Annotated in this window: 27 protein-coding genes; 12 read left to right on the top strand and 15 right to left on the bottom strand. The window is 62.4% G+C overall.

Going from position 1 to position 24374, the window contains the following annotated elements:
- Window positions 1–16 precede the first annotated feature (16 nt).
- Both CGLAUT_RS04050 and CGLAUT_RS04045 read right to left on the bottom strand, forming a co-directional pair.
- Entirely contained in the window at window positions 17–658 is a 642-nt protein-coding gene (locus CGLAUT_RS04050; protein ID WP_290186477.1) for a DUF3558 family protein, read from the bottom strand.
- 102 nt (window positions 659–760) lie between these two features.
- A complete protein-coding gene (locus CGLAUT_RS04045; protein ID WP_290186475.1) occupies window positions 761–961 on the bottom strand; it encodes a hypothetical protein in 201 nt (66 codons plus the stop codon).
- 179 nt (window positions 962–1140) lie between these two features.
- Between CGLAUT_RS04045 and CGLAUT_RS04040 the strand changes: the two genes are divergently transcribed.
- On the top strand, window positions 1141–2502 hold the full coding sequence (locus CGLAUT_RS04040; RefSeq protein WP_290186474.1) for an MFS transporter: 1362 nt from the start codon (window positions 1141–1143) through the stop codon (window positions 2500–2502).
- Between the two features lie 157 nt (window positions 2503–2659).
- Window positions 2660–3331 carry a 50S ribosomal protein L25/general stress protein Ctc gene (locus CGLAUT_RS04035; protein ID WP_290186472.1) on the top strand — a complete coding sequence of 224 codons (672 nt, stop codon included), beginning with the start codon at window positions 2660–2662 and terminating at the stop codon, window positions 3329–3331.
- A 101-nt stretch (window positions 3332–3432) separates the two neighbouring features.
- Here the strand turns inward: CGLAUT_RS04035 and CGLAUT_RS04030 are convergent, their stop codons facing one another.
- Entirely contained in the window at window positions 3433–3813 is a 381-nt protein-coding gene (locus tag CGLAUT_RS04030; protein WP_232507191.1) for a winged helix-turn-helix transcriptional regulator, read from the bottom strand.
- Window positions 3814–3919: 106 nt separating this feature from the next.
- Here CGLAUT_RS04030 and CGLAUT_RS04025 point away from each other — a divergent pair, with 106 nt between their 5' ends.
- The 3 genes from CGLAUT_RS04025 (at window position 3920) to CGLAUT_RS04015 (ending at window position 5968) form a co-directional block, all read left to right on the top strand.
- The gene (locus CGLAUT_RS04025) at window positions 3920–4312 is read left to right on the top strand and encodes a nuclear transport factor 2 family protein (protein WP_290186471.1); all 393 of its coding nucleotides are present in this window, start codon (window positions 3920–3922) and stop codon (window positions 4310–4312) included.
- A gap of 24 nt (window positions 4313–4336) precedes the next feature.
- Window positions 4337–4897: an aminoacyl-tRNA hydrolase gene (gene pth / locus CGLAUT_RS04020; protein WP_290186470.1), complete on the top strand. Its 561-nt coding sequence runs from the start codon at window positions 4337–4339 to the stop codon at window positions 4895–4897.
- A 228-nt stretch (window positions 4898–5125) separates the two neighbouring features.
- Complete coding sequence (locus CGLAUT_RS04015; protein WP_290186469.1) at window positions 5126–5968, top strand: fumarylacetoacetate hydrolase family protein; 843 nt, start codon at window positions 5126–5128, stop codon at window positions 5966–5968.
- On the opposite strand, the gene CGLAUT_RS04010 is transcribed toward CGLAUT_RS04015, so the two are convergent.
- The 6 genes from CGLAUT_RS04010 to CGLAUT_RS03985 all read right to left on the bottom strand — a co-directional run bounded on the left by CGLAUT_RS04010 (window position 5965) and on the right by CGLAUT_RS03985 (window position 10383).
- Window positions 5965–6279, bottom strand: a complete 315-nt coding sequence (locus CGLAUT_RS04010) for a hypothetical protein (RefSeq protein WP_095659593.1) — start codon at window positions 6277–6279, stop codon at window positions 5965–5967. The two genes, CGLAUT_RS04015 and CGLAUT_RS04010, sit on opposite strands and share 4 nt — an antisense overlap.
- Window positions 6280–6312: 33 nt before the next feature.
- Complete coding sequence (locus tag CGLAUT_RS04005; RefSeq protein ID WP_290186467.1) at window positions 6313–7233, bottom strand: NAD(P)H-dependent flavin oxidoreductase; 921 nt, start codon at window positions 7231–7233, stop codon at window positions 6313–6315.
- Between the two features lie 11 nt (window positions 7234–7244).
- Window positions 7245–7949: a hypothetical protein gene (locus CGLAUT_RS04000; RefSeq protein WP_290186465.1), complete on the bottom strand. Its 705-nt coding sequence runs from the start codon at window positions 7947–7949 to the stop codon at window positions 7245–7247.
- On the bottom strand, window positions 7946–8719 hold the full coding sequence (locus tag CGLAUT_RS03995) for a flotillin family protein (protein WP_290186463.1): 774 nt from the start codon (window positions 8717–8719) through the stop codon (window positions 7946–7948). The genes CGLAUT_RS04000 and CGLAUT_RS03995 overlap by 4 nt, the downstream gene beginning before the upstream one ends.
- A gap of 99 nt (window positions 8720–8818) precedes the next feature.
- Entirely contained in the window at window positions 8819–9574 is a 756-nt protein-coding gene (locus CGLAUT_RS03990) for a hypothetical protein (RefSeq protein ID WP_290186461.1), read from the bottom strand.
- Window positions 9574–10383 (bottom strand): hypothetical protein, encoded by an 810-nt coding sequence (locus CGLAUT_RS03985; protein WP_290186459.1) that lies wholly within the window; start codon window positions 10381–10383, stop codon window positions 9574–9576. The genes CGLAUT_RS03990 and CGLAUT_RS03985 overlap by 1 nt, the downstream gene beginning before the upstream one ends.
- Before the next feature lie 84 nt (window positions 10384–10467).
- Here CGLAUT_RS03985 and pth (CGLAUT_RS03980) point away from each other — a divergent pair, with 84 nt between their 5' ends.
- Entirely contained in the window at window positions 10468–11073 is a 606-nt protein-coding gene (gene pth, locus CGLAUT_RS03980; RefSeq protein WP_095661026.1) for an aminoacyl-tRNA hydrolase, read from the top strand.
- A gap of 18 nt (window positions 11074–11091) precedes the next feature.
- Window positions 11092–11673 (top strand): DUF6891 domain-containing protein, encoded by a 582-nt coding sequence (locus CGLAUT_RS03975; protein ID WP_290186457.1) that lies wholly within the window; start codon window positions 11092–11094, stop codon window positions 11671–11673.
- On the opposite strand, the gene CGLAUT_RS03970 is transcribed toward CGLAUT_RS03975, so the two are convergent.
- Entirely contained in the window at window positions 11670–12209 is a 540-nt protein-coding gene (locus tag CGLAUT_RS03970; protein ID WP_095659586.1) for an NADPH-dependent FMN reductase, read from the bottom strand. The two genes, CGLAUT_RS03975 and CGLAUT_RS03970, sit on opposite strands and share 4 nt — an antisense overlap.
- 29 nt (window positions 12210–12238) lie before the next feature.
- Here CGLAUT_RS03970 and CGLAUT_RS03965 point away from each other — a divergent pair, with 29 nt between their 5' ends.
- The 4 genes from CGLAUT_RS03965 to CGLAUT_RS03950 all read left to right on the top strand — a co-directional run bounded on the left by CGLAUT_RS03965 (window position 12239) and on the right by CGLAUT_RS03950 (window position 18459).
- Window positions 12239–13873 (top strand): peptide chain release factor 3, encoded by a 1635-nt coding sequence (locus tag CGLAUT_RS03965; RefSeq protein ID WP_290186454.1) that lies wholly within the window; start codon window positions 12239–12241, stop codon window positions 13871–13873.
- 82 nt (window positions 13874–13955) lie between these two features.
- Complete coding sequence (locus CGLAUT_RS03960; protein WP_095659584.1) at window positions 13956–16313, top strand: MMPL family transporter; 2358 nt, start codon at window positions 13956–13958, stop codon at window positions 16311–16313.
- Window positions 16314–16316: 3 nt separating this feature from the next.
- On the top strand, window positions 16317–16904 hold the full coding sequence (locus CGLAUT_RS03955; protein ID WP_095659583.1) for a TetR/AcrR family transcriptional regulator: 588 nt from the start codon (window positions 16317–16319) through the stop codon (window positions 16902–16904).
- A 181-nt stretch (window positions 16905–17085) separates the two neighbouring features.
- Window positions 17086–18459 carry a hypothetical protein gene (locus CGLAUT_RS03950; protein ID WP_157731257.1) on the top strand — a complete coding sequence of 458 codons (1374 nt, stop codon included), beginning with the start codon at window positions 17086–17088 and terminating at the stop codon, window positions 18457–18459.
- 5 nt (window positions 18460–18464) lie between these two features.
- Here the strand turns inward: CGLAUT_RS03950 and bioD are convergent, their stop codons facing one another.
- Window positions 18465–19139: a dethiobiotin synthase gene (gene bioD / locus CGLAUT_RS03945; RefSeq protein ID WP_290186451.1), complete on the bottom strand. Its 675-nt coding sequence runs from the start codon at window positions 19137–19139 to the stop codon at window positions 18465–18467.
- Window positions 19136–20437 (bottom strand): adenosylmethionine--8-amino-7-oxononanoate transaminase, encoded by a 1302-nt coding sequence (locus tag CGLAUT_RS03940; RefSeq protein ID WP_095659580.1) that lies wholly within the window; start codon window positions 20435–20437, stop codon window positions 19136–19138. Before CGLAUT_RS03940 ends, bioD begins: the two co-directional genes overlap by 4 nt.
- Window positions 20438–20514: 77 nt before the next feature.
- Here CGLAUT_RS03940 and CGLAUT_RS03935 point away from each other — a divergent pair, with 77 nt between their 5' ends.
- Window positions 20515–21969 (top strand): peptide MFS transporter, encoded by a 1455-nt coding sequence (locus CGLAUT_RS03935; RefSeq protein ID WP_269768552.1) that lies wholly within the window; start codon window positions 20515–20517, stop codon window positions 21967–21969.
- Here the strand turns inward: CGLAUT_RS03935 and CGLAUT_RS03930 are convergent, their stop codons facing one another.
- The 3 genes from CGLAUT_RS03930 to CGLAUT_RS03920 all read right to left on the bottom strand — a co-directional run bounded on the left by CGLAUT_RS03930 (window position 21970) and on the right by CGLAUT_RS03920 (window position 24374).
- Window positions 21970–23118, bottom strand: a complete 1149-nt coding sequence (locus CGLAUT_RS03930; protein ID WP_290186448.1) for a type II toxin-antitoxin system HipA family toxin — start codon at window positions 23116–23118, stop codon at window positions 21970–21972.
- Window positions 23115–23330, bottom strand: coding sequence for a helix-turn-helix transcriptional regulator (locus tag CGLAUT_RS03925; RefSeq protein WP_290186446.1), 216 nt, complete (start codon window positions 23328–23330; stop codon window positions 23115–23117). Before CGLAUT_RS03925 ends, CGLAUT_RS03930 begins: the two co-directional genes overlap by 4 nt.
- 159 nt (window positions 23331–23489) lie before the next feature.
- A complete protein-coding gene (locus CGLAUT_RS03920; RefSeq protein WP_290186444.1) occupies window positions 23490–24374 on the bottom strand; it encodes an SDR family oxidoreductase in 885 nt (294 codons plus the stop codon).

The following is a 24374-nucleotide window of genomic DNA, read 5'->3' as shown; positions in this document are numbered from 1 at the left end:
CACTAAAGTGGACGATTCACTCTTGCCCGTGGGCTCTGAACAACTGTTCCGTCATATCGATTGCAATTCGGCAGATATCATCCTGGGAGACCCGACGCGACATGCCCCCAACCGCCGCACCTATGCCTCCGCGCAGTGTGTCGATTTGTGCGTAACAATCACCGTCCACGCCATCCTTAGGCCCGTAGACGATTATTTCTGGGATCAGTGCTGAGGCGTATTGGTGATGGATGACTGCTGCTTCTTCCAACATCCTTCGATTGAGGCTGCCGTTAGAGAAGCTTTTGACAACGTACTCGGAGTCACTGGTTACTTCGCAGATCGATATGGCACCGAATTCGTTAACCGAGTCGAACTCCGGCAGCCTTTCAAACCCCGCCTCCGCGTACTCCGCTTCCGTGATCTCGGTGCAGGGGTCGAAGAGGTCATCACCGAGCGCGTAGGGGTCGAAGTCCCCGAACTCCAACACCCCGCTCTCAAAGACAAACGCGCGCGGCGAGCCAGCCGCTGGGGTCACGGTTTCGTTGGGCGAATTTCCATCGGGCGAATCAGTGGCAACCTCAGTGAACGCCGGCTCGGCTAACTGACCGTCCCCGCTTACCGTGCAGCCAGCTAACGCCAGCGCGAGCAGCAAGACAGTCGTACCAATTTTGCGCATGAGCTCATTCCCCCTGAAAGTGACGCGGTCCCGCCTATAGTGCCCTATCCCTAGCTGCGTTGCTGGCTGGGAAGGCGTTGCTATGAGCCGTCGATAAGCAAACTAGCTCTTGGCGTGCGGGTCGCGAACGCCGATCATCTTCGCCTCGGAGTACTCGAGCATGCCCTCCTTCACGCCTTCGCGGCCCAGGCCGGAAGCCTTCAAGCCGCCGACCTCGAGGTTGTCCAAGGCGCGCCAGAGCATGTCCGGGTTCTCGGAGAAGACGTAGGACGCGAGCCCGTACTCGGTGTGGTTGGCCAACACGGTATCCAGTAGATTTTTCGTGTTAGCATTTCGTCTCCTTCGCCTGCGATCCGCGCCTTCCGGTTTATCAGCACCCAGGCGTGTCACGCCGGAAGCTGACTTAGCGATAGAAGAGTGGACGCGAGCTACATTTTGAGCTTTTCGCTTATCGACGATCTTTTGAACGCCCCGGAGGCCCCATGACCGTTTCCCACACCACGCCCGCGGAGCGCCGCCGGGTCATTGCCGCCACCACGATCGGCACCGCTATCGAGTGGTACGACTTCTTCCTGTATGCGGCAGTCGCCGGCTTGGTGTTCAAGCAGACGATGTTCGCTCCGCTTGGTGCTGCCTCCGCAACGATTGCGGCGTTCATGACCGTCGGCCTGTCCTTCCTGTTCCGCCCGCTGGGTGCGATTCTCGCGGGCTACTTCGCAGACCGGTTCGGCCGCCGCGCGGTGCTCATGGTCACCCTGTTTGCCATGGGCCTGGCTACGACGCTGATCGGCCTGATACCCACCTACGCCACCATCGGATGGCTGGCGCCCGCGATCCTGGTGATGCTGCGCATTATCCAGGGCATCTCTGCCGGTGGCGAGTGGAGTTCGGCAGTGCTGATGTCTGTCGAGCACGCCCCCGTCGATAAGCGAGGGCTCTTTGGCTCCGGCCCGCAGGTCGGTGCTCCCGCCGGCCTGCTGCTGTCTTCGGCCGCTCTGGCTTTGATGAACATGATTGCGCCGGGCGACGCCTTTGTGGAGTGGGGCTGGCGAGTGCCGTTCCTGTTCTCCCTTGTCTTGATGCTGCTGGGTTGGTGGATTCGTACCGGTGTGGACGAATCCCCGGTGTACGCGGAGATGGCGCAGGATCGCTCCCACGAAGCGAAGAACCCGCTGGGCACGCTGTTTGCCAACCACTTCCCGCTGGTGATCACCGCTGCGCTCGCGTTCGCCGCGAACAGTGCGGTGGGCTACATGACCACCGGCGGTTACGTGCAGAGCTACGTGACCAACCCGGATGGCCTTGCCATCCCGCGCGGTGACATCCTGTGGGCCGTGACCGCATCGGCTGCGACCTGGATGATCAGTACCGCGTTCGCCGGCTGGCTGTCGGACTACCTGGGCCGCACCATCACGCTCACGATCGGTTTCGTGGTGCAGTTCATCGGCGTAGCTGTGCTGTTCCCATTGGTGGACACGGGCGAGATTGCGAAGATCTACGGCGCGCTGATCTTCCTGGCAGTGGGCATTGGTCTCTCGTACGGACAGGTAGCGGCGCTGTACGCCGAGTTCTTCCCGGCATCGGTGCGCGCCTCCGGAACGGCGATCAGCTACGCGCTCGGCGCGATCCTGGGCGGTGCCTTCGCCCCCACCATCGCAGCCCGCCTGTACGAGTCCACCGGCGGCAACCGTGCGATTACCATCTACCTGCTGGTGATGACAACGGTCGGCCTGTTCATTTCCATCATCATGCGCGAGCGCAAGGGCATCCCGCTCGGCCACGAATACGAGGACATTCAGTCCCAAGGTCATTTTGTGTGGCAGCCGCGCCCTGCTAGTCTGTAGCGGTCTCGGCGAGGGCTGACATTCCGCGAAAGAACGAAGCCGTTATCGACGCGATACGATCCTTATCCTGCGATCACTCGACGAGCACGTACCCGTTGAAGTGGTCGCGGTTTTGTTTCCTCGCGGCCCTTCTCATTCAGACAGAAGGAGCATCACCATGGCTATTACCCCGCCGATTGTGAAGGCTGAACGCCGCGAAGAGTTTGGCAAGGGCGCTGCACGTCGCCTGCGCCGCGAGGGCAAGATCCCGGGCGTTCTTTACGAAGCCGGCATCGAAAACACCCACTTTGCGGTTGACCGCATCGAGATCACCGCGCTGGTGCGCAACAACGGTACCAACGCAATTCTGGAGCTTGAAGTCGACGGCACCAAGCTGCTCTCCATGGTCAAGCACATCGACCAGAACGTGCTCACCCTGGAGATCGACCACATCGACCTACTGGGCATTAAGCGCGGCGAGAAGGTTGTCGTGTCCGTCCCGGTCATCACCGAGGGCGAGACTGCCCCGGACGCAGTGGTCCTGCAGGAGGCCACCGAGATCGAGATCGAGATCGACGCGCTGAACATCCCGGACGAGATCTCCATCTCCATCGAGGGCAAGGAGATCGGCGACCAGATCTTCGCATCCGACATCACCCTGCCGGAAGGCGCAGAGCTCATCTCCGATCCGGAGACCCTGCTTGTCAACGTCACCTTCGAGCAGGTTGATGAGGAGCTCGAGGAAGCCGCTGCCGAGGCTGAGGAAGGCGGCGCAGAGGCTGGCGCCGATGCGGACGCAACCGTCGAGATCGCCGATGGCGGCGAGGGCGACGAAGGCGCTTCCGAGTAAAAGCATTTCGCTTATCGACGGCCGGCGGGAACGGTGTACAACCGTATCCCCCGGCCGTTTGCCGTTTTGGGGCTCAGCGCCACACGGCGGCGCGAAAGTTTTCAGTCCTGCGCGTCGAAGGTTTGCCGGTGCTGCTGGATATCGGCGAAGTTTGCCTCCACCCACGTCCGCAGCGAGACCATCGGTCCAACCAAACCGCGGCCGAGCTCGGTGAGCTCGTACTCGACGCGCGGCGGTGATTCGGCGTAGGACTGGCGCGCAACGATACCTTCACGCTCTAGGGCGCGAAGCTGTTCAGTAAGAACTTTGGCGCTGATGCCGCCAACCTCGCCCCGCAGATCGCCAAATCGCTGAGGCCCATCTTGCAAGCTGTTGACCACGAGCACTGTCCACTTGTTCGCAATGGTCACCAGCGCGGATCGCGAAGGGCAGGTGGCGAGCATGACGTCCCAGAGCTGCTCACCGGCTTGTTTCTCAGACACGGGCCCAGTGTATCGCCGGGCCTTGACATTCAGTCCCTGGGCAGTAGCATCCTCCATTAGTTACATTTTGTAACTATCACCCTCTATGGCTCACCAAGGAGCAACCATGTCCTCTGCGCTAAATACCGTGAACATCTATTTCTCCAACCTCGCCGAGGGTCGCGTCCCCGAAGCGCTCGCTCTGCTCGCCGACGATGTCATCTGGCACCAGCCCGGCGCGAACAAATTCTCTGGCACGCACACAGGCCCCGGTGCAGTCGCCTCCATCCTTACCCAAATGGGCGAGGACACTAGTGGCACCTTTATCGTCGCGCCGACTGGCCCCGCGATGGTCAACGAGGACCACGTAACCGTGCCACTTTCCTTCAGCGGCACTAAGGGCAGCCAGTCGCTCGATCAGCCCGGCATTGACCTGCTCATTGTCCGCGACGGCAGGATTGCTGAGGTGTACCTGTTCTCTTCAGACCCCGACGCAGAAGACCGGTTCTGGGGCAACTAACCGCCGATGCCTACACTGGCTGGCGTGAGCGACTCCCCCGTCTTGATCGTCGGCCTGGGCAACCCCGGCCCGCAGTACGCATCCACCCGCCACAACGCCGGCGTAGTGGTGATTGAGGAGCTGCTCGAGCGCGCCACCCCCATGGCTGCGCGGCTCTCGGTGCACAAGCGTACAAACACCGAGGTCGCCGAGCTCGCCGCCGGCCGCTTGACGCCGGACCGCCAGGTCGTGCTCGCCCGCACCCGCGCGTTCATGAACCTCTCGGGTGGACCGGTGAAGGCGCTGCTCGATTACTTCCGCGTCCAACCTGCTGACCTGTACGTGGTCTACGACGAATTGGATCTGGAACTCGGCGAGGTCAAGCTGCGCCTCGGCGGCGGCGATCATGGGCACAACGGCTTGAAGTCGGTGACCAAGTCGCTCGGCGGCAAGCCCTACAACAAGCTCGCGGTTGGTATCGGTCGCCCGCCCGGACGCATGGCACCGGCAGACTACGTGCTCAAGCCATTCTCCGCGAAGGAGCAAGTCGATCTCTCAATCGCAGCCGCTGATGCCACCGACGAACTCCTCCGCGCCATCAACTGATCAGGCAGCGCCCCTGCCTCTGCCCCAGGCCCTCTACCTCTTCTCCCCATGCGTGCCAACCCCTCTACATCCAATGTAGAGGGGTCCGTCTTTTGCGTATCCGCCACCTGGGCTTTTCGCCTTCGATGTGCCGACCCCTCTACAACCGTTGTAGAGGGGTCGGGTGAGGGAGGTGCGAGGCACCGCATTTTGGGATTTCGCAGTGTCGATTAGGACTACCCTGGCTTCATGCGACTTGCCACGATCAGAACGAGCACAGCAAACGGTGACACCACCACCGCAGCGCGGATCGACGGCGACGGCACCGCGACCGCAATCAAGGGTTACGCCGATGTCGGTGCGCTGCTCCACGAGCCAGAGTGGGCACGCATTGTAGCGCACGCCGAAGGCGGGCGACTTGATTTCACCGAGCACCACCTCGCGCCCGTGATTCCCCGCCCGGGCAAGATCATCTGCGTCGGGTTGAACTACGCCAAGCACATCGACGAGATGGGGCACGACCGCCCCGACGTGCCCACCCTGTTTATCAAGTACCCGGAAGCATTGATCGGTGCCCGCGATGACGCGGAAATCCCCGAGTTCAACTCGGCCACGTTGGACTTTGAGGGGGAGTTGGCGGTGGTCGTCGGCAAGCATGCGCGCCATGTGCGCGAGGCCGACGCGGAGCGCTACATCGCGGGCTACACCGTGATCAACGATTACACGCAGCGCCACTTCCAGAAGCGGACCCAGCAGTGGCACCAGGGCAAGTCGCTGGAGAAGACAGCCGGGTTCGGCCCTTGGCTGGACACCGACTGGCGGCCGGGGCCGACGCTGACCACCACCGTCAACGGCGAGGTCATGCAGCACGCACCCACGGACGATCTAGTGTTCTCGCCGGCGAAGCTGGTGGAGTTCATCTCGCACCTCTACCCGCTGGCACCCGGCGACGTGATCGCCACCGGCACTCCGGACGGCGTGGGCCACGCGCGCGACCCGCAGCGCTACCTTGCCGACGGCGACACGGTCCGCGTGGAGATCGAGGGCCTAGGCCACATCCAGAACACCACGCGCGTGCTCCCGACGAGCTAGCGGTACTGCGAGGAGAGCATAGCCTGCAGGCGCACCTCGGCCTCGGCGATCATCTGCAGCGGGAACAGCAGGACAATGAACGGTGCCGAGCTGAGCATGACACCGCCAAACTTCTCCGTCGGGTGCATGTCCGGACCACCGATGAGCTGATCGAGGCCGTTCAGGAGGTTGCTCACCAGGGTGCTGTAGAGCCACATCGCGCTGCCGCCTTGCGGAACATCGTCGGCAGCAGCAGCGGCTGGGGCGAACGCGCCCGTTGCAAGCGCTGCGGAGGTTGCGGCGGCGACGGCGAGTTTCGAAAACTTCTTCATGACTTCCTCTCCGGTTCTCTTTTGTGTACCTACCTATTCCTTCGCCGACTCTGGCCCGGACGTTAACAACCGCTCGATCTCTCCCGCGGGCGCCTCCATGAGTTCCCCCCGATCAGCGCCCACGAGGCAGTAGTCGTTATCGCTGGTCATCGGCCGCAAGTACGGGTACACCGGCGGCATGTCCGGGTGCTCCCGCGTGAACTCCGACTCCAACCCGCGCGCCCACCGCCCCGAAAACGCCCGGGTGAGCACACTTTCTCTGTCACCCCGCAGCAGCTCGCGGTTGCGCTCGGAGGTCCCGGCCTCGTCCGCCAGCAAGAAAGCAGTCCCACACGACACAGCCACAGCACCGAGAGCAAGAAGCTTATCGACGTCTTCTTTCACCCGCACTCCCCCAGCAGCGATCACCGGCAAACCCATCGGCACGATCTCCTCGAGGAGCCGCTCGAGGCTTCGCGCATCGGGGTCCTCGGCGACGGTCCAGGTGCCGCGGTGTCCGCCTGCCAGCGGTCCTTGCACGATCAGCCCGTCGGCGCCGTTTTCTTTCGCGGTTTGAGCGTCGCGCGGGTTGGTCACCGTTGCCCACGCTTCCGAGCCGGCCTCGTGCAGCTGATCGATCTGCGCGGAGGTGAAGCATCCGAACATCGATGCGACGATCGCGGGAGCGGCTTCGCATACAGCTGCGAACTTCGCTTCGAAGCCGTTGGTCAGGTCCACGTCGGGGACTGTGGTGTTGAGTGAGGTGGCGACAACGTGGGCGTCGTCAAGCAAGAGCTCTTCTTGAGGGAGGAAGAGGTTGGCTCCGAACGGTGCCTGGCACTCGGCAAGCCACTCGCGGGCTTGCGCTGGGGTGCACGAGCCGAGTGCGAGGAAGCCGAAGCTGACCGCGTTGACTAGGGCAGGAGTGGTGGGCCCGCCGGCCATGGGGGCTGCAAGGACGCGTGGGAGTTGCATGCCTCGCGAGTTTAATAGGCCTCGTCCTCGGTTGCCGACATCCACGGTTCAAGGCCGTGGCCGCAGCCGAACACGTAAAACCAGCTCCCAAGCGGCGGGATTCCGCCTTGGCCGAACGACTCCGTAGCGTAAGCCTGCAGCAGCGCGCCGTAATCCCTCAGTGTGCCAAGGTATTGATCCTCGAAATGCCGCGAGTCGACGACGCCATACAGCGCTCTGACTCGCTGGCTCAGTTCTACCAACGCGTCGCGCAGCTGCAGGTGCGCGAGTGACGAGGTCTGGCAGGCATTCTGCGCATATCGAAGGTCGCGGTCGAGGCTTTCTAGAACAGTGAGCCGCGCGTGCAAATCGCCCTGTTCGAAGGCGGCGAGGATGCGGCAATCGGCGTGGATGCGAATCAATCGCCGAGCGGATCGCATGGCGGCGTTGACCTGGCGGCGTCGTTTGGAGCGCGGCATCGGGGCAATCTCGTTGCGCGCTTCCTGCCACTGCGCCGCCACTCCCGCAGCGAGCGGTGTACGGAGCTGCGTAACCATCCGGTCAATCTCAGGAATGAGCGAGAGTGCGTGCTGGTACAGCTCATCGTCTCGACGCTCAGTGTGCGACGGGGATGTGTACCTGCCGTGCGTGTCCAACCTGCGAACCCGAACGTCGTCTACCAACGCCAGAATGGTGAAGAAAGCAGCGACGGCAAGGATGATGGTGAGCCAAGTCATGGGATCACCCTGCCGGTCTCCCGGAGCGAGGGGATGAAGCGGGTGAAAAACAGACCAGTGTTGCTGTAGGTGACCTCGCAGCTGTCGCCATGGAGATCGATCTGAGGTTCGCATTGGCGCCAGACGCTGTATCGGGGGATGAATCCTCCCTTGCCCGCTCCGGGGAGGAAGTCGCTGTGCCCCAGCAACGGCGGCGAGAGTGTGAGCTCTTTGGGCCGGCTGAACGGTTCGTACTTCTTCGCAAACGCGAGGTCATTGTCCAGCCGTTGCCGCGCCACAGGCCCAAGCATGCCGACGAGGTGGGCGTATTCATGGATGAACGCGTCTGACCCCAAACGCCTCTGCAGGTGGAGGATCTGTGCCGTTACCTCGTCGGCTCCGTAGGCGGCGGCCTCTGCAAACAGCTCCATGACCGCTTGAGCGCGAAGGTGCTGGTCGCCCTGCTCTAGGCCCAGCACGTAGGCAGCGTTTTGCGGTGCCACGCGAATCTGTTCGATCACGTCGCGGGCAGGTGGTTCCGCGGCGAACCGGCGTTTGAGCACTTCCCATTCCCGCCGTGCTTCAGCGGTAATCAACGGAGTACTGGGCATGCGTTGCAATATCGCATCGACTTCACGAATGCAGCGCTGTGCATTGAGATGTTGCTCGGCGCAATACGCCGCATCGGCTTCAGCTTGAGCGCGTTTTTGCTCGCGGCCGGTGCGAGCGATGGCCACGATCAGACCCGCGAACATAAGCACCCCTACGAGGAACGTGAAGAGATTTGCCATTTTGCTCCTCTGAGTTCACCACCGCGATCGCTGCTACTTCGGCGCGAATTGTAATCCTGCCTCAGGGCGACCGCGACAGATGCGGGCCAAGCTCGTCGGCTACTCCGTGACACGGTGCTTGTCCAGGGAATACGCTGTCGTCCACGGCACGAGACCGTGGGTGCAGCCGAAGACGTAGAAGATGCTGCCGATGGGCGGGGGCTCAAACGGTGCGTCTGCTCTCATGCGCTTGAAGCACACGGGCCGCGCCCTTACGACTAGCGCCGCGTAGTCGCGCACCAGCGAGAGATAGTCGTCGAAGAAACGGGGCGATTCGACCGTGCCTTTCAACGCGCGGGCGCGATCCGCAATGGCGCGAAGCTCGTCGCGGATGCGCAGCTGTTCGAGGGTCAGCGTCGGGCACTTTGTGTCTGCGAAGCGAAGATCCCGGTCGAGCGTTGCCACGATGGCCAGGCGCGCGTCCGGGTTCCCCTGCTCCGCGGAAAGCAGCGTGGCGCAGTCCCGGTTAATGCGCATGAGACGCTGCGCGCAGCGCATTGCTGCTCGTACTTGATCATCGTGGTCATAGTTGGGAAGCGCGGGCAACTCGCTGCTCGCGATCGACCACTGCTGCGCGATGCCGGCTGCAAGGGGCGAGCGCAATTGCGCAACCAGCTGGTCGGTGTGCGGAATGGAGGCTAACGCTTGGCGGTAATACTCTTCGTTTCGCCACTCGGTCCTTCCGCCAGTTTTATAGGTGCCGAAGGTATCCAACGCGTAGTCCGAGTCCGCAACCCGGTGTTCGGACCGGCGCAACAGGAAATACACGTAGGCGAACAACAGGACAATGCATACGAGGACGATCGTGGCGAACATCAGCGCACGTCCTCCGCCGACGGCAAGAATCGGGTGAACAAGATGGCCTCGCTCTCGTAATTCACGCGGCTGTTTTCTCCGCCGATGTTGATGTGCGGTTCGCACTGACGCCACGCGCTGTAGCGGGGAATGAACCCGCCGAACCCCGCTCCCGGGACGAAGTCGCGGTGCCAAAGGGAGGGAGGCTTCACCTCAAACTTGGCTGATCTGGAGAACGCATCGATCCCGCGCAGCACCCGCATCTCGCGCTCCACCCAGCGCTGCGTGACCGGCCCAAGCAACGCGGCGATCTGGATGTACTCGTTCGTGAAGGTGGACGAGCCCACGTTGGCACGCAGTTGGTCCGATAAGAAGGCCGCATCACGCGCGCCATAGGCGTGCGCCTCCTCCCGAAGCTCGTTCACCGCCTGCACCCTCAGTTGCATGTCCCCCTGTTCGATGCCCTGCAGGTACATGGCGTTCTGGCGTGCATTGCGGATGCCATCACACACTTCGCGCGACTCCAGCTCGGAGTCGAGTCGACGTTTGAATGCCTCCCACTCGGCCCGCATTGCCCCCGCAACCAAGGGTGATGCCGCCAAGTGCGCAAGCGCAATGTCCACGTCGCGGGCCCAACTCTGGGCGAACGCTCGGTGATCCGCGGCATACTGCCGGTCGGTCTCGGCTTGGGTGCGCCGCTTGCGGAGTTCGGTCAGCAGAATTACCCCGAAGGAGATCGCGATGACAGCAACGACGAACCCAAAGAAGACTAACTCTGCAACCACGCCGATCCTCCGATCATCACCCGCGCCACAGTGCGATGCGGTCATCGTACGTTTGACGCCTACCGTGCGCTCGTTCACCGAGCGCACACGTTTCCTACACTGAGGGTCGTGCTCACATTCATCCGCGCGATGTTCCGCGCCCGCTCCAGCTCCCCCACCAAGACCGCGTCACCGCAGGATCTCGTAGCCGACCTCGCGGCTGACTGGCTGGTCGTCGGCCTCGGCAATCCCGGGGACAAGTACGCCGCAACCCGCCACAACGTCGGCTACATGGTGCTCGACGAACTCGGCGCGCAGCTTCAACCAGCGCGCGGATTCAAAGCGCTCGTCGACGTGCAGAACAACACGGCCTACGCCCGCTCCACCACCTACATGAACACCTCCGGCGAGGCCGTCGGTCCCCTCGCAACCAAACTCGGCATCCCACCGGAGCGCATCATCGTCATCCACGACGAACTCGACCTCCCCGCCGGCAAAGTCCGCGTCAAACTCGGCGGCAACGAGAACGGCCACAACGGGCTGAAGTCCATCACCGAAGCCCTCGGTACGCGCGACTACCTGCGGGTTCGCGTCGGCATCGGCCGCCCGCCCCAAAGCACGGCAGTCACCGATTGGGTCCTCGGTCCAGTCGAAGAGGACATCGAGGCCCAGCTCCAGCTCGCAGCGGAAGCTGTCCATTTGCTTATCGACGACTCATTGCAAGCCGCCCAGAACACCATCCACGCAAAGTCCTAGTCTTGTTACCATGCCGCTATGCCCTACCACGCCATGATCGACAGCAAGTTCCCTCCCGCGGACGGCCTCTACGAATCCGCGGAGACCTCCAGCAGTATTTCCCTGATGCTCTGCCACGGGTGGAGCAGCGATGAGATCACCACGTGGGTTGAGGACGATGACGAGCCAATCTCCGACCCAGAGGCACTTGTCGAGGAGGTTCGAGAAGAGTATGCCCGCGTGATCCCGAAGGCGTCAGAGGACGCGCAGCGTATGGAGAATCTGCGGGAAGCGCTCGCGAAGCGCGATCTCTCCTTTTCATTCGACGAGGGATACGACAAGAAAGAAGCAGCCGAAGACGGCGCTGAGAAGGCCCAGGAAGCAGGCCACAAAGGCTACGCCTACTGCACCTCGCAGGACGTGGATACGGTGATCCACATCGGGGAGCTCTACTTCGGTTTCAGCTCGCTCGACAATCCGGGCTCGGAGTCGGACGCAGAAATCGGCCGAGAGGTCTTCGAAGCGCTAGAGGAAGTCGGGTTCTCCCCTAGCTGGAACGGCAAGCACACCGGTCGCATCGAGTGCACGGGGGTCGTGTTCGAGCTTCCGCTCGCGGACTAGTCCAGCTGCCCCGCCAGGTCGCTGAGCATCCGGTCGAGGTCGTTTTGCTTCTGCTCGCGTGGGGCAAAGGTGGCGTCCGACATGTCGTCGATAAGCGAAAGTGAAACCTGATTGCGGATGTCGAACATGGAGAAGTTGGAGACGATGACCCGCCAGTGCTCGACGGCGCGGATGCCGGTGTCGAAGCCGTAGCCGACGAAGCCGACCGGCTTGCCCAGCCATTCCGGGCCGAGCGAATCGAAGGCGTTTTTCATGGTGCCGGGCACCGAGCGGTTGTACTCGGGGGTGATGAAGACGTATCCGTCGCAGGCGTCGATGGCCTCAGACCAGCGGGTCACCGCTTCATCGTCGTACTGCTTGTTCGCCGCTCCGGGCGGCGTGGTGGACACGAGGTGGGGGACGTCGAAGTCCGCGAGGTCGATGAGCCGGTAGTCATGGTCGCCGCGGGCCTGCGCGCTCTCGAGCACCCAGTGGGCGATCTGCTCGCCAGCGCGGCCTTCACGGACGGAACCAAGGATGATGCCAATTGTTGCCATGCGGAGATAGTACCTAGAATCTGCTAGTTATGACCGCCACCCTCGCCGAAGCCGCTCGCCGTCGCACATTCGCCGTTATCGCCCACCCGGACGCCGGTAAGTCGACGCTGACAGAGGCTTTGGCGCTGCATGCGCACATGATTTCTGAGGCCGGCGCGGTGCACGGCAAGGCGGGCCGCAAGTCGACGGTGTCGGACTGGATGGAGATGGAAAAAGAACGCGGCATTTCGGTCGCGTCGTCCGCGCTGCAGTTCGAGTACGCACCCGAGTCTCACGAGGGCGAGCCGTTCGTGATCAACCTCGTGGACACCCCTGGCCACGCCGACTTCTCCGAGGACACGTACCGCGTGCTCTCGGCGGTCGACGCCGCGGTGATGCTCATCGACGCCGCAAAGGGCCTCGAGCCGCAGACGCTGAAGCTGTTCCGCGTGTGCAAGGCGCGCGGGTTGCCGATTGTCACCGTGATCAACAAGTGGGACCGCATCGGCCGCGAGCCGCTCGAGCTAGTCGACGAGATTGTTACCGAGATCGACCTGCAGCCCACGCCGCTGTACTGGCCAGTCGGCGACGCGGGCGACTTCCGCGGCCTCGCCCGTGTCAATGGCGACGGCGAGGTCGACCACTACGTCCACTTCGTGCGCACCGCGGGTGGTTCCACCATCGCGCCCGAGGAGCACTTTTCGCCCACTGAAGCGGCCGAAAAGGAAGGGGATGCCTGGGAGACAGCAGTTGAAGAAGCAGAGCTGCTCGCCGCAGACGGGGCCGTCCACGACCAGGCGCTGTTCGAGCAGTGCGTGACCTCGCCGATCATTTTCGCGTCCGCGATGCTCAACTTCGGCGTGCACCAGATCCTGGACACGCTGTGCGCCATCGCACCGGCACCAGAGGGCCGTGAGGCGGATCCGGCGGCAGTCGAGGCGTCGACAAGCGCAATGGATGCGAACCGACCGCTGGACAGTGACTTTTCTGGGGTGGTGTTCAAAGTGCAGGCGGGTATGGACCGCAACCACCGCGACACCCTGGCGTTTATGCGAGTGGTCTCCGGCGAGTTCGACCGCGGCATGCAAGTCACGCACGCGCAGTCGGGCCGCAGCTTTTCGACGAAATACGCGCTGACCGTGTTCGGTCGCTCCCGCGACACAGTGGAGACGGCCTACCCGGGTGACATCATCGGCCTAGTTAACGCGGGCGCGCTTGCGCCGGGCGACACGATCTACGCCGGCAAGAAGGTGCAATTCCCGCCGATGCCGCAGTTCGCGCCGGAGCACTTCCGCACCCTGCGGGCGAAGAGCTTGGGCAAGTACAAGCAGTTCCGCAAGGGTCTTGACCAGCTCGACGCTGAGGGCGTGGTGCAGATTCTGCGCAACGACACCCGCGGTGATGCCGCGCCGGTCATGGCCGCGGTCGGCCCGATGCAGTTCGAGGTCATGCAGGCGCGCATGGAGCTGGAGTACAACGTGGAGACGGTCACGGAGGCAATCCCCTACTCCGTGGCACGCCGCACCGACGAGGCCTCGGCGCCGGAGCTGGGCCGCCAGCGCGGCGTGGAGATCTTCACCCGCTCCGATGGCGAGCTCATTGCCCTCTTCGGCGACAAGTGGAAGCTCGCGTTCGTGGAGAAGGAGCACCCCGAGCTGACCATGGAGCCGCTGGTCGCCGACTAGATGCCGCTCCGGCCGCCGCCGCGGAGTTCCGCGGAGGCTTAAATGTTGCACACTGTCTGCAACTTTGCATACACTGTGCAACATGTCTGAATTCCTCTACCGTCTAGGCAGCTGGTCATACAAAAAAGTCTGGCCGTTCTTAGTCGTCTGGCTCATCCTCTTGGGTGCCCTCGGTTTCGGCGCCGCGAACTTTGCAACATCCCCCAGCCCCACATTTTCCATGCCTGACATGGACTCCACTGTCACGCAGGAGGAGATGAATGAGCGCTTCGGCACCGACGAAGACGCTATGAGCGTGCCTTCCGGCACCATCGTGATCAAGGCGCCGGAGGGCACAACGCTGAAGGACCCAGAGGTGATGGCCGAGGTTGATGCGATGCTCGACGAGCTCAAGGCCACCGGCGATTTCCGTGAACCCGAGGCGATTGTCAACCCGGTGCTCGCCGCCGGTGGGATGGCTCAACAAATGGGCGAGGCCAAGGCTGCCCAGGGCATGCCGCAAGAGCAGATCGAGGCGGACCTCGCGGCGCTGTCGCCGCTGAGCCCGGACGAAACTACCGGCACCGTCAGTGTCACATTCACCGATGACACCGTAATGGACATTCCGGCGGAGACGCTCGACGAGGTGGAGAGCATCCTCGAACGCTACGACAACACTGACCTCACGGTGAAGTACAACGGCAACGCATTCACCAGCGCAGTAGAGATGGACGGCACCTCCGAACTGATCGGCTTGGCCGTCGCTGCACTTGTTCTGTTGGTGACATTCGGTTCCCTCGTCGCGGCCGGCCTGCCACTGATCAGTGCCGTTATCGGTGTCGGCGTGGGTATCCTCGGCATCCAACTGGGCACCCTGTTCACGGATTCGATTTCTGACATGACGCCGATGCTCGCATCCATGATCGGTCTTGCAGTGGGCATCGACTACTCCCTGTTCATCGTGGCGCGCTTCCGGAACGAGCTGATCTCCTCGTCTGGCCTCAATGACCTAACGCCGAAGGAGCTGGCGCAGGAACTGAAGAAGATGGACAAGGCTAAGCGCGCGCACGCGATGGGCTTGGCGCTGGGCACCGCTGGCGGATCTGTCGTCTTCGCAGGCACGACCGTGTTAATCGCGCTTGCTGCTCTGTCAATTATCCGTATCCCGTTCCTCACCACCATGGCGCTCGCCGCAGCTGCGACTGTCGCCATAGCGGTGCTGGTGGCTTTGACGTTCCTGCCGTCATTGCTCGGCCTGCTGGGCACCCGCGCATTCGCGATCCGCATCCCCGGCCCGAAGGTGCCGGACCCGGAGGACGAGAAACCGACCATGGGCCTTCTGTGGGCGCGCCAGATCCGCTCCCGCCCCTGGCTCAACCTCATCGCAGGGGTGGTACTGCTCGGCATCCTCGCCATCCCCGCCGCCAACCTGCGCCTGGCCATGCCGACGGACGGCACCGCGAAGCTCGGCTCCCCGCAGCGCGAAGCCTATGAGCTTATCGACGACGCCTTCGGCCCCGGCCGCAACGCCCCCATGATCGCCTATGTGGATACCGCCAACGTCGCGGAGCAGGACCGAATGGGCGCCTACCAGTCGCTACTGCAGGACTTTGCTGGCACTGAAGGCGTGGTCAACGCCCAGATCGTGCAGACCACCGACAACCTCGACGCTGCCCAGGTACTGATCACCCCGGACTCTGGTGCCACCGACCAGGCCACCACCGACACCCTGGAACGCCTGCGCGAGTTCAAGCAGCCGTTCGAGGACGAAACCGGCGCCACGTTCGGCATCACCGGCATCACGCTGATCTTCGACGACATCTCGCAGATGCTCTCCGACGTGCTCGTGCCTTACATCGCCATCGTGCTGGGACTTGCGTTCATCGTGCTCATGCTGGTGTTCCGTTCCATTTGGGTGCCGCTGATCGCCGCGCTCGGCTTCGGTCTGTCCATGGCGGCGACCTTCGGCGTGACCGTGGCCATCTTCCAGGAGGGCATGTTCGGACTCATTGAGGATCCGCAGCCGTTGCTATCCTTCCTGCCCATCATGCTCATAGGCCTCACCTTCGGTCTGGCCATGGACTACCAGGTGTTCCTGGTCACCCGTATGCGCGAGGGCTACGTCTCCCGAGGCAAGACCGCTGGCAACGCCGTTGCCAACGGCTACAAGCACGGTGCTCGCGTGGTCACCGCGGCCGCGCTAATCATGATCTCGGTGTTTGCGGCGTTCGTGCTCATCGACGAACCGTTCATTAAGGCCATGGGCTTCGCGCTCGCCGCAGGTGTGCTTATCGACGCCTTCGTGGTCCGCATGACCCTGATTCCGGCGGCGATGTACCTGCTCGGCGACCGCGCCTGGAAGATCCCGCGCTGGTTGGACAAAGCGCTGCCGAACCTGGATATCGAGGGCGAGAAGCTCCACCGCGTGTACTCGCAGGAACAGCAGCCGGTTAGGGTATAGGTCATGAGCCTGCGCGAAGAGAAGAAGGCTGCGACCCGCTGCGCCATCTCGGAGGCGGCTGCGACACTGCTGATCGAGGAGGGTACGGACGCGGTCACCGTCGCGCGGGTGTCCGAGCGCGCGGGTGTGTCCGCGCGCACGTTTCACAACTACTTCGCGGACATTGACGAGGCGCTCGTGGAGTTCCTGCGCAAGGTATTTGTCACCATTGCTGACCAGCTCGCCGCGATGCCCGCGGAATTTTCCGCAGCGGAAGCGATGGAAGCCATCTTGATCGACGCACTCAACGAAGACGGCTTCGAGCTCTATTCCGCCTCCACGCTGGTGCTCATCGGTGACCGCACCCGCTCCGAATCCAAGGCTCCCCCGAAGGAGGAGGCCATGAACGAGCTGGCCGAGCCGCTGGTTACCAGTATGCGCGGGCGCATCCCTGGCGCCACACGTTTCGACGCCGAGGTGCTGCTCAGCGCGTACGGTGTCGCGGGCGCCACAGCAGTCAAGACATACCTTGCGCTCCCGCAGCCACGGGACCCTGACGAAGGGTGCGCCCTCGTGCGGCGGGCATTCGAGGTGCTTCGCGACGTGCGCTAGCGCCGCTTGACGTTCCCTTTTCCTTGCAGAGCGCGGGCTATGGGCCGCATGCCCGACAGCGGCATCCGCTGAGATTGAAAGGACACCTCCTGTGGGTTTTTGGCTAACTGAACTCCAAACGCTTGAAGCGTTGCTCGGCGAGATTGAAAGCAACCCAGACGCGCTAGAGAACCTCCGTCGAGTGGATCAGACCCTGTCGCCGGGCAATACCGCGCCGTGGGCGATCAATGAGGTGGTGACCGTCAGTTTGCACCGGATGTTTTTGTACCCCACACCGAAGGAGTTCGATCAGCAACGCTCCGCTGACGAAGTTTCTCGACGGCGCGAGCAGGTGCTCGACGCTCTGCGCCAAATTGGCGGCGATGCAGCCACGGTAGCTGCATCGATCGTCGAGAAGCTGAGCACGGGGGAAACGCCGATCAGCACCCCCGCATTCTGGGACGCGTACTTCGACTTGCTCGAGTCTCCGTCGGAATTCCGCGTAGAGCCGGTGGACAACAATCGTGAGCTTGGAAACAAGTTTGGCGACACTAGTTGGTACTCTATTGAACTTTTGCTCAGAGAACGCAAAATTAAGCAAGCATGCGAGACGGCCCGGCGCCAGTACAAACGTGACGACGCACGTAAGCGCAAGCTGTCCTCGTGGGAAGACGATATCTATCGACGCGTGCTGCGGGAAGCGGAGACTGTAGAGCGGCTTGAAGAGAGGGCGAGACGTAATGCCGCGTTGCTGAAGATCGCGGAGCTTGAAGAGACGCTGCGCGAGCTGCACGAGCGGGTCATCGACTCCCCCACCGCAACAGAACTCAAAGGGCAATTGCCTGAGCTGCGCCGGCACGCCTCATACTTGTCAGCCTCGCCGCACAGCTCGGAACTGGTGAACCTGCAATTACTTGAAGACGTCAGGTTTCAGATCTCGGCTGGGTACTACGCACTCTGCAGTGCCCTTGCCATATGCATGATCATTCGCGCGATCACTGAACTTGGAGCTGAAGATCAACCGCGCGGAGGAGTCTACGGCCTCATTCCCGCAATCGCTGGAGTCCTCGTGGCCTTCGGCTTTGCACGCATGTTGCAACAACGAACCCCGCACGCGTGGGCGTGGGCACCTCTGGCGTTCATCGGCAGCACCACACTCATGTATGTCTCGTTCGGCGAGTGGTGGCTGGTCTTAGTTGCGACAGTCATCTTCTTCCTCGGGCTACTGCTCATGGAGCGGCCGCAGGCCCGACTGAGGGAATGGGAAAGGTGGAACGACTTCGTCCATCAATCATTGCGGCTTACCGGGGAGGACAACGGCGGCGGCATCCACACTGTCGTGGCGATTGAGGATTCCTACCCGTGGATTGTCACCGTTGAACCGCTTGAGGGAGCACCGGAGCCGTTCTCCCGGATCACCGAAGAACTCGAACCGGAATTTGGGATCGGCGACTACGTCATCCTCACCAGAGGGGGCTCGGTCCATGCCTGGTCGCACCCGTTGAAGTTCGTACCAAAACGCACTTACCCCGGCCAGAACAGAACGCCGCAGGCATTGCCGCCGAAGCGGGCGTGATCGGGCTACGGGGTGAACCTGCGGGCGTGTGGTCCGAGTACCTCTTGTGTCATCGCTGCAAAGTCCTTAGGGCTAAGTTTGCCCGCACCTGCCGGAAGTGAGCCGAGGTACGGCACCCCGGTCACGCGTGGCAGCTCTTCAACATTGAGCGCGGTGGCCAGGTCGGGCTCAGCGGGCATTGCCCCGCCGACCAACCCCAGAACATCCAGCCCTCGCTGACGGGCATGCACACACGTAAGCTCCGCGAGGTTCAAGCTGCCCAACCCCAGCGAGGTCACCACCACTAGCGGTGCGTCGAGCTCCACGGCGACGTCGGCAAGCGAGTAATCATCCCCGATGCGTACCAGCAGACCACCGGCTCCTTCAACGAGCACCGTGCGATCGGGTGCATCGAGATCTCGCACCCACTGAACGACTTCCCTTAACGACGGTGCCTGCTCCCCTGCTCGGCGCGCTGCAAGGTTCGGTGCCAGGGGCTCGGGGAAACCCCATCCCTGCACAGTAGGCAACCCGGTTAGCCTGGTCACGGTGGCAGCATCGCCTGGATCGGTCGTGGTGCCGGTTTGCACGGGTTTCGCCGCGATGACGTTGTAGCCAGCCTGGTCGATGACGTTGGCCAGCGCCGCAGTGGCAATGGTTTTTCCCACATCGGTGTTCGTTCCGGTGACGCAGATGATCATGCTTCAACCCTTCCCGCTGCGTCCACCGCTGCCGCGATGCCGCCACAAATCTTCGCTACTTCATCCTCGGTACAGATATACGGCGGCATGGTGTAAATCAGCCGCCCAAAAGGACGGATCCACACGCCCCGTGCCATCGCGGCCTCGGTGGTTTCGCGCATCGGCACGTCACGGTCCATTTCAACAACGCCGATCGCCCCGAGCACACGAACATCGGCAACCCCCGGCGCACCGCGCAGCTGCCCCAGCCCCCGCTCGAGACCCCGCTCGATCGCCGCTACCTGCTGCTCCCACTCGCCCTCTGCAATCATCGCGAGCGACTCTGCCGCCACCGCGCACGCGAGCGGGTTCGCCATGAATGTCGGACCATGCATGAGCGCTCGGGGCTGCATCCCCGCCGCAATCCTCTCCGTAGCCAGGGTTGCAGCCTGCGTGGTGAACCCGCCGGTCAGCGCCTTGCCCACGCATAAAATATCGGGCACAACCCCATTCGACACCGTGGTGAACAATTTCCCAGTGCGTCCGAAACCGGTCGCGATTTCATCGGCGATGAGCGGCAACCCGGCGCCGTCGCAAAGCTCGCGAAGCCCCTGCACGAGCTCGGGGTCGTGGAACCGCATGCCACCTGCGCCCTGCACGACCGGTTCGATGATCACCGCCGCGATTTCGTCGGTGATCAGCGATGCGAACTCCTCAAGGTAGGAGCTTCGCTTGCTTGTCGACGCCCCCGTGACCGGCGGCGCCGGCGCGAACACCTGTGATTGCAGCGCCGAGCCCCAAAACGCGTGCATGCCACCGTTGGGATCGCACACGCTCATGGTGGCGAACGTGTCGCCGTGATAGCCCGAGCGCCAGGTGAGGAACTTCGTGCGTTCCGGATGACCGGTGCCGCGCGCGTATTGAAGCGCCATCTTCATCGCAACTTCGACCGCGACCGATCCAGAATCGGAATAGAAGACTTGGTTGAAGTGACCGCCGGTGAGCTTGAGCAGCTGCTGCGTGAGCCGGGCTGCAGGTGCGTGGGTGAGCCCGCCGAACATCACGTGGCTCATTCGGTCGATCTGCGCCTTCGCCGCGTCGACCAGGCGAGGGTGGCCATGCCCGTGGATGGCGGCCCACCAGGAACTCATGGCGTCGATAAGCGTGCGTCCATCTTCGAGCGTGAGGTACGCACCACCCGTTGATGCGACGGGGTAGGTGAAAAGTCCTGGCTCGGCGTAAGGGTGCCAGATGTGCGCCGCATCGATCGCGGCAATTTGCTCCGGTGCAATTTGCTGGCCCACCTCTGCTCCCTTCATGACGTCCCTTTGAACAGTGTTCAGAATTTTGCCGAATTCGACCCTAGCAGTCTAAAGCTGCGTGCATACTGCTCTTTGTGACTCAACTTGAACACCGTTCAACCGCTCGTGCCCGCACCCCTTCCAAAGGCCCTGTTGTCGCTGCACTTGCTGGCGTGGAAGCCTGGGAGCGCTTCAGCTTTTACGGGATGCAGGCCATCCTGGTCTATTACCTCTACCGCGAGCTGGGGATGGCAGAAACGCAGGCCACCGCACTTGTCGGCGCGTACGGTGCGTGCCTGTATCTCTTCGCCTACGTCGGCGGGTGGTTCGGCGATCGAGTCTTCGGGCCCGAGCGCACGCTGCTCACCGGTTGCGGTTTGTTGGTTGCCGGGCACCTTTGCCTGGCGTTCATCCCCGGGTACGCCGGCCTTGCCGCGGGCCTGCTTGCGATTGCGCTTGGCTCGGGGCTGCTAAAAACCGCCGCGATCACCTTGCTGGGACTTGCATTTCCGGACCGTGCTGGCTCGCGGGATGCGGCGTTTCAGATCTTTTACCTGGGAATTAATGTGGGCGCGCTCTTCGGACCACTTTTGACCGGGTGGTTGGCGCAGCAGTACGGCTTCCATGTTGGTTTCGGCGCCGCTGCGGTGCTCATGGTTGCCGGAGCCGTGATGTACCTCGCCTTGCGTCCAAAGGTGCTCGCTGTCCTCGGCCAGGAAGCAATCGGGCGCCCGGCGCAGCCGATTGCTTCGAAACGCGCCGCTTCGATCGTCGCCGCTGGAACTGCCTTTGTCGCGCTCATTTTGGCCCTGTTGGCCACGGATGTCCTCCAGCCCGACGGGCTCGTGATGGGTCTGCTTGCTCTCACTGTGCTCGCGGCAGTCGGTCTGTTTGTGCAGGCACTGACCTCCCCGGAGACCACAAAGGAGGAGCGCTCCAAGGTGCTTTCGTATATCCCGCTATTCATCTGCTCCACTGCGTACTGGGGTCTCTTCGCTCAAACCGCAGGTGTCTTCGCGGTTTACTCAGATCAACGCCTTGATCGCACCATTGGCGATTTCACCATCCCGGCGCCGTGGACGCAGTCTCTCAACCCGTTCTACATCCTGGTGTTCTCACTGCCCATCGCGTTTGCGATGGCCCGGTTCGCGCCGAGACGTCATGTCGTCATGGGCGGTGGGCTCGCGCTCGCCGGGGCTGGGATGTTCCTTTTGCTGCCGTTTGTGGGCGGCGGTGAAGCCAGCACACCCTTCCTCGCGCTTGCCGGCTGCGTGCTGTGCATGTCGCTCGGCGAACTGTTCATCGGCCCTGTCGGCATGTCCTCTACTGGAGCGCACGCTCCGGCGGCGTTCCGAACGAGGTTCGCGGCCTTGTACTTCCTCACCATGGCAATCGGCACATCGCTCGCAGGTACCGCATCGGTGCTCTACGATTCAACGAACCCGTCATCCGAGCGCGCCTACCTGCTCGTTGTCGGTCTAGTTCCGGTTGTTATCGGGCTCACCGTTGCGCTGCGCGGAGCACGCGTTGTGGCCCGCGCGGAGAAGTGATCATCCTAGCCAGAGGCGGCGACGCCGATCCAGAATTCGACGGAGGTCGCGGACCCGGCGCGGGTCGAATTCTGTGGCGTTAATTATGCGCTCGGGCGCATCCTCGGTCGTCTTGAGAGCCAACTCCATCACGCGTTCCGCAGCTCTTTGTGGTAGCCCAATCTCTGCACAAAATGCACGGAAGATTTTCGCGCTGATGTTGTCGTTTCTCCCTTGTAGCTCCAGAGCCATCGTCGTATCGCCATACGGGACAGTCGAGGGAATGTCGTAGATCGGCGCGGGTTCCGCTGCTCCGTTGTGCCAGATCAACGAGACATTCTTCGCGTGAAGATCGCCGTTGCCGGTAAGCCAAGCCAAAGCAACCTGGAATGCAACGGAGCGCGCAGTGAGCACAGGCGACGCACTCACCGATTTCAATGCCTCAACGACATCTTCCATGGGCGGGTCATACTTCGCACTCGGGTAAAGACCCATGATCTGCGCAGCATCCTCCATGTGGAGGCGTCGTTTTCCCTCCCGGTCAAAGCGAGTGACTAGCAAACCGGGGCGCCCATGCACGTCATGGAGCAGTTGCGTTTCGGCTAGTGGAAACCCTGTCCCGCGTGCAATGTCGAAGCACGCGGCCTCATTCTCAACGAGTTTCGGAAACTCTGGCGGGGAGACCTTAAGTATGAACTCATTTCCGGCTCCCGCCACCGGTGCCGCAATGATGCGCGCCGAGGCCTTATCCTGCACACCCGGAACCGCCACCGGATCAGGGATACCGGAGTCGGACAGGGCTTTGCTGAAGTCCAATTCGCCGCCCAGGTCAATCATCGCTGGCGCACCAATGGGCTCTTCCCCGTGAGGTATAACCTGGACGTCGCCGATCGTGTCTGCGCCAACGGCGATTAGCAGCGCTAGTTCGTCGTCAAGCGAAGCTTTCACCTGTCGTTTAAGGGCAGATAGCCTCCTGCCCTCAGGAAGCAGGTTGGTGAAGAACGCCGGAAGCGCTCCGGCCACGCCGATGTAGTGTCCACCGTCGAGAGGCAACGTTGTCGCAACAGGGCTCTTGGCGGATTCGAGATACCGAAATTCAACAATGCCCCCCTCGGATTTTGCGAGGTGGCCGACGAGCTCCTCATTCCGATAGACATCGGCTGCAATCACGATAGGACTCCCCGGTGGATGACGGGCTCGAGATCAAATCCAAGAGTTGTAAGCACCGCGATCACCTTGCCGATCTCGGCTGAAGGTTTGCCTTTTTCCATTTCTCGTACAAACCGGTCTGAGACACCTGAGAGGTCGGCAAGGTCTTGTTGCGTCAGGCCCTTATCTTTGCGGTTTATTCGGACGAACTCACCCAGCTCCGTCACATCCATATCGAGCCACTCACTTCCATCGGAACGCTCACTCCGTTTAGGCAAGCCTGCGTCGCAGTATAGCTATAAACCGCTAAAAAACAGAGCGTTCGTTCCGATCCGGGCTGGTTCCGTGAGGAACATTAACTTGTTCGCACAAAAACGGAATGCTCGCTCCGTCTACGGCGTAAGTGCGCCGCCGGTGACTGCCAGCGTCTCCCCCGATACGTAGGACGCATCCTCGGAGGCGAGGAACACGTACGCCCCGGCGAGCTCCGCCGGCTGGCCCGGACGACCCATGTCGGAGCCCTTACCGAAGTTGTCCACCACTTCCTCCGGCTGGCCCTCGGCCGGCTGGATCACGGTCCAGATCGGGCCCGGTGCCACCGCGTTGACGCGAATGCCCTTCGACGGAAGCAGCTCACCGGACAGTCCCTTGGCGAAGTTGTTGAAGGCCGCCTTGGTCATTGCGTAATCAAGCAGTTCCTTCGACGGGTCGTACGCCTGGATCGAGGTGGAGAAGATAATCGACGACCCCGGCGGCATGTGCGGCACAGCCGCCTTGGTCACGCGGAATGCGGAGTAGATGTTGGTCTTCATCGTGGCGTCGAAATCCTCGTCGGAAATCTCGAGCACGCCATCGTTCCACACCTGGCGCGACGCGTTGTTCACCAAGATGTCGAGACCGCCAAGCTCATCGACGGCCTTTTGCACCGTCTCCTCGCACACGGAGCGCTCGCGCAAGTCACCCGGAATACCGACAGCTTTCTGGCCAGCGTCCTCGATGGCGGAAAGAATGCGCTCGGCGTCTTCCTGCTCTTTTGGCAAGTAGGCGATGGCCACGTCAGCACCTTCGCGCGCGAACGCAATCGCGGTCGCCGCGCCAATGCCGGAGTCGCCGCCGGTGATCAGTGCTCGACGGCCCTGGAGCTTGCCGGAGCCCTTGTAGGTGCTCTGGCCAAGGTCCGGCTCGGTGGTCATTTTCTCGTCGAGACCGGGATCCTTTTGGCGGTCTTCCTTGTCGAATTCGGAAGGGTACTTGGTACGGGGATCAATAAGTGCCAT

Source organism: Corynebacterium glaucum (genome assembly GCF_030408855.1).
Lineage (GTDB): Bacteria > Actinomycetota > Actinomycetes > Mycobacteriales > Mycobacteriaceae > Corynebacterium > Corynebacterium glaucum.
This window is presented reverse-complemented; position numbering and strand designations above follow the sequence as displayed.

Excerpts from the sequence above, each read along its gene's own strand:
- CGLAUT_RS04050 (WP_290186477.1), bottom strand. The coding sequence starts at position 658 with ATGCGCAAAATTGGTACGACTGTCTTGCTGCTCGCGCTGGCGTTAGCT.
- CGLAUT_RS04040 (WP_290186474.1), top strand. The coding sequence starts at position 1,141 with ATGACCGTTTCCCACACCACGCCCGCGGAGCGCCGCCGGGTCATTGCC.
- CGLAUT_RS04035 (WP_290186472.1), top strand. The coding sequence starts at position 2,660 with ATGGCTATTACCCCGCCGATTGTGAAGGCTGAACGCCGCGAAGAGTTT.
- CGLAUT_RS04025 (WP_290186471.1), top strand. The coding sequence starts at position 3,920 with ATGTCCTCTGCGCTAAATACCGTGAACATCTATTTCTCCAACCTCGCC.
- CGLAUT_RS04015 (WP_290186469.1), top strand. The coding sequence starts at position 5,126 with ATGCGACTTGCCACGATCAGAACGAGCACAGCAAACGGTGACACCACC.
- CGLAUT_RS04010 (WP_095659593.1), bottom strand. The coding sequence starts at position 6,279 with ATGAAGAAGTTTTCGAAACTCGCCGTCGCCGCCGCAACCTCCGCAGCG.
- CGLAUT_RS04005 (WP_290186467.1), bottom strand. The coding sequence starts at position 7,233 with ATGCAACTCCCACGCGTCCTTGCAGCCCCCATGGCCGGCGGGCCCACC.
- CGLAUT_RS04000 (WP_290186465.1), bottom strand. The coding sequence starts at position 7,949 with ATGACTTGGCTCACCATCATCCTTGCCGTCGCTGCTTTCTTCACCATT.
- CGLAUT_RS03995 (WP_290186463.1), bottom strand. The coding sequence starts at position 8,719 with ATGGCAAATCTCTTCACGTTCCTCGTAGGGGTGCTTATGTTCGCGGGT.
- CGLAUT_RS03990 (WP_290186461.1), bottom strand. The coding sequence starts at position 9,574 with ATGTTCGCCACGATCGTCCTCGTATGCATTGTCCTGTTGTTCGCCTAC.
- CGLAUT_RS03985 (WP_290186459.1), bottom strand. The coding sequence starts at position 10,383 with ATGACCGCATCGCACTGTGGCGCGGGTGATGATCGGAGGATCGGCGTG.
- pth (WP_095661026.1), top strand. The coding sequence starts at position 10,468 with ATGTTCCGCGCCCGCTCCAGCTCCCCCACCAAGACCGCGTCACCGCAG.
- CGLAUT_RS03975 (WP_290186457.1), top strand. The coding sequence starts at position 11,092 with ATGCCCTACCACGCCATGATCGACAGCAAGTTCCCTCCCGCGGACGGC.
- CGLAUT_RS03970 (WP_095659586.1), bottom strand. The coding sequence starts at position 12,209 with ATGGCAACAATTGGCATCATCCTTGGTTCCGTCCGTGAAGGCCGCGCT.
- CGLAUT_RS03965 (WP_290186454.1), top strand. The coding sequence starts at position 12,239 with ATGACCGCCACCCTCGCCGAAGCCGCTCGCCGTCGCACATTCGCCGTT.
- CGLAUT_RS03960 (WP_095659584.1), top strand. The coding sequence starts at position 13,956 with ATGTCTGAATTCCTCTACCGTCTAGGCAGCTGGTCATACAAAAAAGTC.
- CGLAUT_RS03955 (WP_095659583.1), top strand. The coding sequence starts at position 16,317 with ATGAGCCTGCGCGAAGAGAAGAAGGCTGCGACCCGCTGCGCCATCTCG.
- bioD (WP_290186451.1), bottom strand. The coding sequence starts at position 19,139 with ATGATCATCTGCGTCACCGGAACGAACACCGATGTGGGAAAAACCATT.
- CGLAUT_RS03940 (WP_095659580.1), bottom strand. The coding sequence starts at position 20,437 with ATGAAGGGAGCAGAGGTGGGCCAGCAAATTGCACCGGAGCAAATTGCC.
- CGLAUT_RS03925 (WP_290186446.1), bottom strand. The coding sequence starts at position 23,330 with ATGGATGTGACGGAGCTGGGTGAGTTCGTCCGAATAAACCGCAAAGAT.
- CGLAUT_RS03920 (WP_290186444.1), bottom strand. The coding sequence starts at position 24,374 with ATGGCACTTATTGATCCCCGTACCAAGTACCCTTCCGAATTCGACAAG.